Source organism: Aeromonas sp. HMWF016 (genome assembly GCF_963878195.1).
GTDB lineage: Bacteria > Pseudomonadota > Gammaproteobacteria > Enterobacterales > Aeromonadaceae > Aeromonas > Aeromonas lacus.
In genome coordinates this window covers 1,321-10,313 of record NZ_CAWNWX010000059.1, presented here as the reverse complement: position 1 = coordinate 10,313, position 8,993 = coordinate 1,321, and the positions used below count along the sequence as shown (strand labels likewise).

Genomic DNA, 8,993 nt, shown 5'->3' with positions numbered 1-8,993 from the left:
ATATAACATGGAGTTGGCATGTGTATGCTCCTAAATAGATTGGTTAAATGAGATAGCACTCGACCAGACTATTAGCAGCGACCATGCCATTTTTTTATTTTTTAAAAATCAACACCTTAACCATTGCAGGCTGAAACCACACAGCGCAACCATGCAATAAATTGCGCAGAAAAACATTTTGACCGGCACAGTTCGCAAAGACAGCCATTTCATCTGCCAGATGAGCAATTGATTGCCTAGAACAGAACTACTCACTGTTATCGAGCACATTCTCGACCTGCGCGGCATCAATATTGAGCTTGACTACCCCCTGCTTGAGGGCCCAGGAAATTGCCTGATTTTTGCTGCTCGCCCCCAGCTTCTCCGCAATTCTCTCCAGATGGAAGGTCACGGTTCTGGGTTTGATATCGAGGATCTGGGCAATATCGCTGACCTGTTTGCCCTCTGCAGCCCATTGGCACACCTCCAGTTCGCGAGTAGTCAACATCTCTCGAGGAGGCATGGCGGCAATGCAGACCCTGGCCACGGCTTCAAAGATATGGGTCGCCAGCCAGCTCAGAAACGGAATAGCAGTCAACCATTGATGTTCGGTACGGGGCTCACTGGTAATCAATGAGAACAGTCCAATATGACCATTTGCACCGTGCCAGGGGATGGTGATGCCATCGCGCAAGCCGGCCTCCTGAGCCAGCAACATCACTTCCAGCCCGGCGCTGTCTTGCAGGTCACAACACTCAGTAATGAGGTTGGCCCAAAGTAACGGTGTACTCTGAGTCATACCTTTTTTGACAACCGGATCAACGGTATAAAGGGCTTGTTCGTTGTAGTACTGAACCCATTCTGCTGGACAGCCATTGAAGATCCGCACATCCGGCCGCTGAATGGAGCTGGGTGAGATAAATCCCAAGCGAAAGTAGTCAAATCCCATCAGCTCGCAGAGCTGGCGCAGCAGAGCGAGTATTGTCTGTTCATTGGATGCGTCATTGAACCGGGTGATCAGCTCAAGTGCGTTGGTAGTCTCGAAAGTGTGGGGGGATGTAGAAGTCAAAAGCGCATTTCCCCGTTGCCAAAATGTTCTAGATGTTATTAAGCATGGAACAAATAGCACAATATCTTGTTTACGCAAAGAAAATGCTGCTTTTATGGCCTCTATGACGAACTGGCCTCACAATCTCCGGATACCTCATAAAAAATCCCCGCCTGTCAGGGCGGGGATTCGGAGTGGACTGAAGTCCGGGTTCACTGCGTGTGTTGTCGTTTTTAGAATACGTATTTGACGCGGGCGCTGAGATTACGGCCCGGCTCGGTCATCAGGCTGTTATCAGAACCTGCATCACGGCCGGCAATGCGTTCGTAACGGGTGTACTCCTTGTCAAACAGGTTGAAGAGACCGACGTTGAGCTGCAGATCCTGCATCGGGTTGAACTGGGCATACATGTCCACCACGCCCCAACCGGCCGCCTTCGCATACTCGTTGCCCTTGGTATCCTTGCGTACCTTGTCCATGTCGTCGGCAAAGCGCAGCGCAGTGTTGAAGTTCCACTTCTCCTGCTCCAGCCGCACGCCGACCGAGCCATTGAGCGGGCTCAGGCTGTTGATGTAGTTGCCATCCCCATCCTTGCCTTCGATGTAGGCGAGGTTGCCCCAGACATTGACGATGTCGTTGAGCCAGTAATCCGCCTTGGCTTCGACCCCTTTGGTCGTCGCCTTGCTCAGGTTCTGGTACTGGTAGACGGCGGTGCGCCCCTCTTTGCCCACTTCCACCATCTCGATGAAGTCGTCGAACTTGTTGTAGAAACTGGCCACTTCATAGCTGAAGCCGTTGCTGTTGCCACGTACGCCGAGATCGATGCCGTCACTGCTCTCCGGATTGAGGTTCGGGTTAGGCTCGATGCGATAACCATACGCCTGATGGTTCAGGGTGGAGAAGGCGCTGTCATACATGGGGGCCTTGAAGCCGTGGCTGTACTGGGCGAACAGGTTGGCCGCCTCGTGGGCCTTGAACACCAGACCCAGCTTGGGCGACAGCTCCCCTTCGGAGAACTTGTGCAGCTTGTCGCCTGTGTAGGCCGGATCGTTGTCCGGAGTCATCCGGTAGTAGTCATAACGGGCGCCCGGCGTCAGCACCCAGCGCTCGCCAAACTTGATCTCGTCAAAGGCCCACAGGGCGCTGCGCTCGCTGGTGGTAGCCGGGAAGCTCAGCTCGTTGTAACCGACAAAATCACCGGGAGTGGTCGGCCCCTTGTAGCGGGTACGTTCGTTGTCGGTGTGCTCGTATTCAACGCCCCAGGCCAGACGATGGTTGGCCACTGCCTTGTGGAACTGCAGCTGGGCGCCGATGTTCTTCTGATCGAACACGTTGTGATCCAACGAGTTTTTGGTCACATAGGGGTTGCGCGGGTTAACCGGATATTTGGACGAGGCGTACTGATCCAACGTCTGCTTGGTGCGGGCGAAGTAGACCTTGCTATCCATCCGATCGGCCCAGCTTTGATTGAGCGCGATACCGTGATCCAGCACCAGCGACAGGTTATCGGTCTGCTTGTCGGTGATGGGCTGATCGAACACGCGGGCGGTGCCGGTCCCCACCTTGTTGAGCTTGACCGCATCCGGCTCCTCGCCATCGGTCAGGTAGTCGACAGTCAGCTTGAGGAACTGCTCATCGGAGAGATTCCACTTGCTCTTGAGCAACAGGGCGTGGGTACCGATATCGAAATCGTTCTTGGTTGAATCGTAGTTCTGGGTGACGCCACCATCGCGCCAGGTGTAACGCAGCAGGTTCTCCACGTCACCAGTACGCAGGGCGCCGGTAAAGCCTGCCATCTTCTGGTGGCTGCTGGAGGCGTAACCGCTGGTCACATCCAGATAGCTATCCTTGCCCTTGAGGAAGTCGCTGGCATCCTTGGTGGTGATGGCGATAACGCCACCCAGCGCATCGGAGCCATAAGCCGCGGATGCTGGCCCCTTGGCCACTTCCACCTGCTTGATCATGTCGGTATCGAAGTAGCTCTGACCCACTCCGCCCTTGCTGTAGGCATCGTTCTGGCGCACCCCGTCACGCACCACCTTGACCCGATTCTCACCCATACCGCGGATGATGAAGGTCTGGGCATCTCCCTGCCCGCCCAGCACGGCGACACCGGGTTCATAGCGGAACAGATCAGCAGCATCGGTCACCACCTGCTCTTCGATCTGTTTGGCGGTGATCACCGAAATGGGGCCGGAGACATCTTCCAGCTTCTGCTCCATCCGTGAGCCGCTGACGACCACGACTTCATCTGCCTTTTGGGTGGCAGCAAAGACCTGGGAGGAGAGACCGGCCGCTACGGCGAGCGCGACCAGAGAGAGTGCGTTTTGATGGGTCACAGCGAATCCTTATTGAGAACTATTATCAAACAGGCCGCATCTTACCCACCCCAACCCAAAGATCAATAAAAAAGAATCATTATCATTTAAAAAGAGAATTGTTAGTTTTACACTGCCAGCTATTTCCTGTTTTATGCCTGTGACACAACCCCTGTTCGGGCCTCTCTATGCCGCGAGATTGCTGATGAAACGACTCCCTCTGCTTGCTCTGCCCCTGCTGCTGGCTGGCTGCGCCACCAGCCAGCCACCAGTATCCCCACCACTGGCGACCCTCTATGACTATCAGTTGGGTGGTTCGCAGCAGGAAGCCCTGACTCTGGATCAGGCCACTGCCCGTCTCGCGGAGGCCGACATCATTCTGGTGGGTGAACTGCACACCCACCCAGCCATCCACCTGTTGCAGTCACGGCTGCTGAGCGCCCTGTATCAGCAAGCAGAGCAAAACGGACGGGAGCTGACCCTCTCCATGGAGCAGTTCAGCCGGGCCGATCAAGCGACCCTTGATGCCTATCTGGCAGGCAAGATAGGTGAAGCTGCGCTCATCCGTGAAGGGCATGCCTGGCCCAACTACCCGAGCGACTATCGCCCGCTGGTGGAGTTCGCCAAGGCGCACCACATGCCGGTGATCGCCGCCAACGCCCCCAAACCGCTGGTGAGCTGCATCGGTCAGGAAGGTGCCGCCTGGATCGACAAACTGCCGGCAACGCGCCGCAGCCAGCTGGCCCGCCAACTGACGCTGGGTGATGACCCCTATCGCCAGAAGTTCATGGCCTCCATGCACCATGGAGATGCCGACAGCAACGCCCGCCGCTTCGCCGCCCAGACCAGCTGGGACGACACCATGGCCGAGAGCATGGTGGATTATCTCGCCAAGCACCCGGGCCAGCAGATCATGCATATCGCCGGCAATTTCCACGTCGAGGGGGGGCTCGGGATTGCCAGTCGCATCGCCAGCCGCAATCCGGCACTCAAGGTGGCACTGGTCGTCCCCCGTACAGATGAGACCTCTGTTGCAGATCGCGCAGCCGATGTGCAGGTAACCATCATGCCGCTGCCTAAGCGCTGGCAAAACAGTGACGAGATGAAGCAAGATATGGGCGCGCTGCATCAATCCCGCAGTCGTGACTGCAGCCAGTGGCTGCAACCCTAATCTTCAAGGAAACGGCGGGTAAGAAAATGGATGTGTTACTGATCATCGATGTGCAGCAAGGCTTGTTCAACGAGCCCCGTTACCGCCAGGAACAAATGCTGGCCAATATCAACCGGGCGGCGGCCCATGTCAGGCAGCAGCAGGGACGGGTCATTTATATCCAGCATGACTCGCCCCCCGGTACCGAACTGGAACCGGGCACCCCGGGTTGGCAGTTGCACAGTGCGCTGCAACCGGCCAAGGGAGAGAGCCGGGTACGCAAGACGGCCTGTGACAGCTTTCTCGACACCGAGCTCGCCTTCCTGCTGGCCGAGCAGCCGGTCGATCGACTGATTATCTGTGGCTGTGCCACCGATTTTTGCGTCGACACCACGGTGCGCAGTGCCGCTTCTCATGGCTTCGAGGTGCTGGTGCTGAGCGATGGCCACACTACCGCCGACCGCCCGCACCTGAACGCGCCCCAGATCATCGAGCACCATCACTGGATGTGGCGCCACCTCAGCCTGCCGGAGGAGCGCAGTGTCACCCTGCTCACCACCGACGAACTGCTGGCAGTAACACCCGCCCTGCAGCCGTGCTAATCTGCGAGCCTCGCCTCGTTTCTCACCGGAGTCTGTCGTGCGCCAGTTGTCTGCCACCCTGTTGTTGATTGTTCCCATGCTGTCGGCCTGCTCCAGCTTGCCTGGCCAGAAGTATGACGGGCCCGAGCCCCTCTTCCTGACCCACATCAACGAGGAGGGGAGCAAGCGCTTCACTTTTGAAGCCGCGCCCAACGACACCCTGCCACGCGGCCTCTCTGCCGCCCAGAGCCAGCGGCTGCTGGAGCAGCGGGAAGCATTGCAGGAGAACCTGCTGACCCAGACCCTCGCCAGCAAAAAGTACTGCCGGGAAGGGTACATAGTACTGAGCCAGACCTCCTGGAAGGTGCGGGGTGAGTGTAACGAGACGGCAACCGCTGCCGATCGCAGCGCCTTCCCCAACAAGGCCTCCTGGCAGGATTAAGCAATCCGGATGAGATAACGCAATAAAAAAACGGGCAGCCAATTGGCTGCCCGTTTTGTTGTGGCCGATGTCGTGTCGTCAGACCGGCGCATCGGCCGGGCTGGTGAGCTCGGCACCGTTGTCGATGCGCTTGTGCCCTTCCACCAGATGGACGAAATCCACCAGCTCGTCACCGGAGACGGCAAACGCCTGGCCGAATCCCTTGACGAACAGCCCCTGCTCCGGCTTGAGGCGGAACAGTTTGAAGTCTTTGAGGTTGGAGAGCCCCTTGATGATCTCGCCAAAACGGCCTTCCAGTGCAGCCACGGCCTTGCTCCAGCGAGCGTCGTCACGGGCGACCACTTCGGCAACGGCATCAAACGTCAGACGCTTGCGGGCAAACAGCTCGCGGGCCCCACTCTCATCCTCGATCAGCATCAGGGATACCCGGGGCACCTGCTGCAGGTTGCGGGCGTGGCGGGCGATCTCGGAGATCAGCACATAGTAGCCATCCTCCTGCAGCACAAACGGCGCATAGCTGGCGTTGGGATTGCCTTCGCTGTCGACGGTGGCGAGCTGCAGGGTACGGCAGCTGTCGCGAAACTCGCGGATCTCCGGTTGCAGACGGTTCTGCAGACGCTCCTGACGTTCACTCATGCTTTTACTTCCTCTTGAGACGGGTGGCGCAGGGCCATGAAACGGGTGACCTGATCGGCCAGCAACTGGCGCTTCTCGTCGCGGCCGAGATAAACCTTGAAAATGCAGCGACCGGAGTGGCCGAAGAACTGGAAGGAGTGCCCCTCCTTGCCCATGAACAGCTTGCTGACCAGCGCAATCCCCGCCACGTTGTCGAGCTTGAGATGACCGTGCAGCTCACCGTCGCGCCCCATCATGTTGTAGTAACCACGCGCATCTTTCCCCTTCGGGAACGGCGCCTTCACTTCGAAGATGGAACCTTCCGACTCGACGATGGTAGTTACCGGACCCCAGTCGGCCAGATCGTCCAGCAGAGCTTGTGCACGATCGGCGGGCAACAGGGTCACCAGCTCCGCGGGCAGCTGGCGAACCACCTCCCACTCGCTGACGGCCAGCTGGGTCGCAATGGTTGAAGGGTGAGCGCTGGGATCCTGCTCCAGCATCTCCTGAATGCGTTGTGCAATGCTCATCGTTTCTCCCTCGGCGAGGCACAGCCTCGCTGTTTATCATGGCGGCTACTCTAATAAAGCACCAGAATCAATGCAATTGATAATTGCTATCATTCTCAGTGCATTTTATTCAAACCCTTGATATTCTGGGCGGCACATCCGTTTCACCCTATTGTCGGAGGTTAGCATGGGCCGTCCTCTTGCCCTCGCACTCACCCTGTTGAGCAGCTCTCTGCTCCCCCTGTTCACTCATGCTGCCGAAGCGCCCAATACCCGCATCGTCAGCATTGGCCCAGCCACTACTGAACTCATTCTGGCGCTCGGTGGCGACGATCGCCTCGTCGCGACCGATGTCAGCAGCCCCTTGCCAAAAGGGTTGCCCAAGGTGGGTTATCAGCGCGCACTGGCGGCCGAAGGGATCCTCAGTCTGGCACCCACTCTGGTGGTCGGCAGCGACGAGATGGGGCCGGCGCCAACCCTCGATCAGCTGCGCCGTGCCGGGGTCAAGGTAGAAGTACTGGAAACGGCACCGACCCTGGCCAACCTCAATGAGCGTATCGATACCCTGGCCAGCCTGCTGGATGACAAGGCCGCGGGCGAGCAGCTCAAACAGCAGATCCAGAGCCAGACCGAGCAGCTGGCGGCACAAGCCAAACTTAACAAGCCGCTCAAGGTCGCCTTCCTGCTGCTGCACAAGGGGCAACCGGTGAGCATTGCCGGGGGCGACACCACCGCCGGCGCCCTGCTTACGCTGGCTGGCGGCACCAATACCGCAGCCACGCTGCGCAACTACAAACCCGTCTCCGCCGAATCCCTTATCGAGATGCAGCCCGATCTGGTGCTGGTCAGCGGCCGTGACTGGCAACGCTACGCCGATCCGGCCAAGGTGCTGGCCGAAGTACCCGCACTGGCCGCCACCCCGGCCGGCAAGCGCAACGCCATTCACGCCATCGACGGCCATGCCCTGCAAGGGGGCCTGAGCCTCAACTCCCTGCAGCAGGCGAACCAGATCGCCCAGTGGCTCAAACAGGGGTCATGATGCGCTTGCCCCTCCCCTGGCTGCTGACCTTCACCACGGCCGCACTGGCACTGTTGCTGCTCGGTTCGCTGGCAACCGGGCCGATGGCGCTCACCCTGGGCGAGAGTCTGCGGGCGCTGTTTGCCGGGCAGGAGAGCGGGATTGAGGCCCACAAGCTCTTGATCGTGCAGGAGATTAGACTCCCTCGCACCCTGCTCTGCATCGCAGTCGGCGGGATCCTCGGGCTCTGTGGCGCCGTGATGCAGGGGCTGTTTCGCAATCCCCTTGCTGATCCCGGCATCATAGGTGTCTCCGGCGGTGCGGCGCTCGGTGCGGCCCTTGCCATCGTGCTGCTGGCCCCTCTCGGTCAGTCCCTACAACAGCTGCTCGGCGTCGGGCTATTGCCGCTGCTCGCCTTTCTCGGCGGTGCGCTGACCACCACTCTGGTCTATCTGCTAGGAACCCGGGAGGGTGGCACCTCGGTGACCGTCATGCTGCTGGCCGGGGTCGCCATCACGGCGCTCTCGGGCGCGGTTATCGGCCTGCTCAGCTATCTCGCCGACGATCAGATGCTGCGGGATCTCAGCCTCTGGCAGATGGGCACCATGGCCGCCGGCAAACCGGCCGACATGGTGCTGGCGCTGCTTACGCTGGCGGCCCTGCTGTGGCTCTTTATGCGCGATGCCAATCCCCTCAACGCCCTGCTGCTCGGCGAAGGGGAAGCCCGCCATCTGGGGATCGATGTGCAGGCGCTCAAGCGTCGCCTGATTCTACTCACCGCCGCCGGTGTCGGCGTGGCGGTGGCGGTATCGGGAATGATCGGCTTTGTTGGACTGGTGGTACCCCATCTGGTACGACTGCTGGCCGGCCCCAACCATGTCAGACTGCTTCCCCTCTCCGCCCTGATGGGAGCAGCCCTGCTGCTGGGAGCCGACATGCTGGCGCGAACCCTGCTGGCCCCGGCCGAGCTGCCGGTCGGCATCATTACCGCCCTGCTCGGTGCACCCTTTTTCATCTGGCTGCTGATCAAGAGCCGCCGCGCGCTCTAACACGGATTGCTATGGAACGATTTGCCTCCCCTCTGCTGACCTGCTCCAGGCTGAGCCTGCGCCGTGGCCAGCGCCAGATCCTGGATGAGCTCGATCTCACTCTGCACTGCGGCACCCTGACCGCCCTGCTCGGCCCCAACGGGGCGGGCAAGAGCACCCTGCTCAAATGCCTGACCGGTGAGCTACCCCATGAAGGCACCATCACCCTGTTTGGCCGGGAGCGTCAGCTGTGGGATAGCAGCCAGCTGGCCCACCGGCTCGGTGTGCTGCCGCAGAGCTCGTCC

At 59.5% G+C, this 8,993-nt stretch carries 10 protein-coding genes; 6 read left to right on the top strand and 4 right to left on the bottom strand.

Annotated elements, in window-relative coordinates:
- Positions 1-247: 247 nt before the first annotated feature.
- A complete protein-coding gene (locus AACS24_RS08545; protein ID WP_258223152.1) occupies positions 248-1,126 on the bottom strand; it encodes a LuxR family transcriptional regulator in 879 nt (292 codons plus the stop codon).
- 134 nt (positions 1,127-1,260) lie between these two features.
- Entirely contained in the window at positions 1,261-3,366 is a 2,106-nt protein-coding gene (locus AACS24_RS08540) for a TonB-dependent hemoglobin/transferrin/lactoferrin family receptor (protein ID WP_108573158.1), read from the bottom strand.
- Positions 3,367-3,547: 181 nt separating this feature from the next.
- On the opposite strand from AACS24_RS08540, the gene AACS24_RS08535 reads away from it, so the two are divergent.
- Genes AACS24_RS08535 through AACS24_RS08525 form a run of 3 tightly spaced genes read left to right on the top strand, consistent with a single transcriptional unit; the run spans position 3,548 to position 5,518 of the window.
- Positions 3,548-4,516 (top strand): ChaN family lipoprotein, encoded by a 969-nt coding sequence (locus tag AACS24_RS08535; RefSeq protein WP_108573164.1) that lies wholly within the window; start codon positions 3,548-3,550, stop codon positions 4,514-4,516.
- Between the two features lie 26 nt (positions 4,517-4,542).
- Complete coding sequence (locus AACS24_RS08530) at positions 4,543-5,097, top strand: cysteine hydrolase family protein (RefSeq protein WP_108573156.1); 555 nt, start codon at positions 4,543-4,545, stop codon at positions 5,095-5,097.
- 37 nt (positions 5,098-5,134) lie between these two features.
- On the top strand, positions 5,135-5,518 hold the full coding sequence (locus AACS24_RS08525; RefSeq protein WP_108573154.1) for a hypothetical protein: 384 nt from the start codon (positions 5,135-5,137) through the stop codon (positions 5,516-5,518).
- Between the two features lie 78 nt (positions 5,519-5,596).
- Here AACS24_RS08525 and hutZ read toward each other — a convergent pair whose 3' ends face one another.
- Both hutZ and hutX read right to left on the bottom strand, forming a co-directional pair.
- On the bottom strand, positions 5,597-6,154 hold the full coding sequence (hutZ, locus tag AACS24_RS08520) for a heme utilization protein HutZ (protein ID WP_033114634.1): 558 nt from the start codon (positions 6,152-6,154) through the stop codon (positions 5,597-5,599).
- Complete coding sequence (gene hutX / locus AACS24_RS08515; RefSeq protein ID WP_108573152.1) at positions 6,151-6,663, bottom strand: heme utilization cystosolic carrier protein HutX; 513 nt, start codon at positions 6,661-6,663, stop codon at positions 6,151-6,153. Before hutX ends, hutZ begins: the two co-directional genes overlap by 4 nt.
- 166 nt (positions 6,664-6,829) lie before the next feature.
- Here hutX and AACS24_RS08510 point away from each other — a divergent pair, with 166 nt between their 5' ends.
- The 3 genes from AACS24_RS08510 to AACS24_RS08500 form a co-directional block, all read left to right on the top strand.
- Positions 6,830-7,681: a heme/hemin ABC transporter substrate-binding protein gene (locus AACS24_RS08510; protein WP_108573150.1), complete on the top strand. Its 852-nt coding sequence runs from the start codon at positions 6,830-6,832 to the stop codon at positions 7,679-7,681.
- Positions 7,678-8,709 carry a FecCD family ABC transporter permease gene (locus AACS24_RS08505; RefSeq protein ID WP_181364353.1) on the top strand — a complete coding sequence of 344 codons (1,032 nt, stop codon included), beginning with the start codon at positions 7,678-7,680 and terminating at the stop codon, positions 8,707-8,709. Before AACS24_RS08510 ends, AACS24_RS08505 begins: the two co-directional genes overlap by 4 nt.
- Positions 8,710-8,720: 11 nt before the next feature.
- Positions 8,721-8,993, top strand: a 273-nt coding sequence (locus tag AACS24_RS08500; protein ID WP_258223151.1) for an ATP-binding cassette domain-containing protein, incomplete at its 3' end; no start/stop codon positions are given.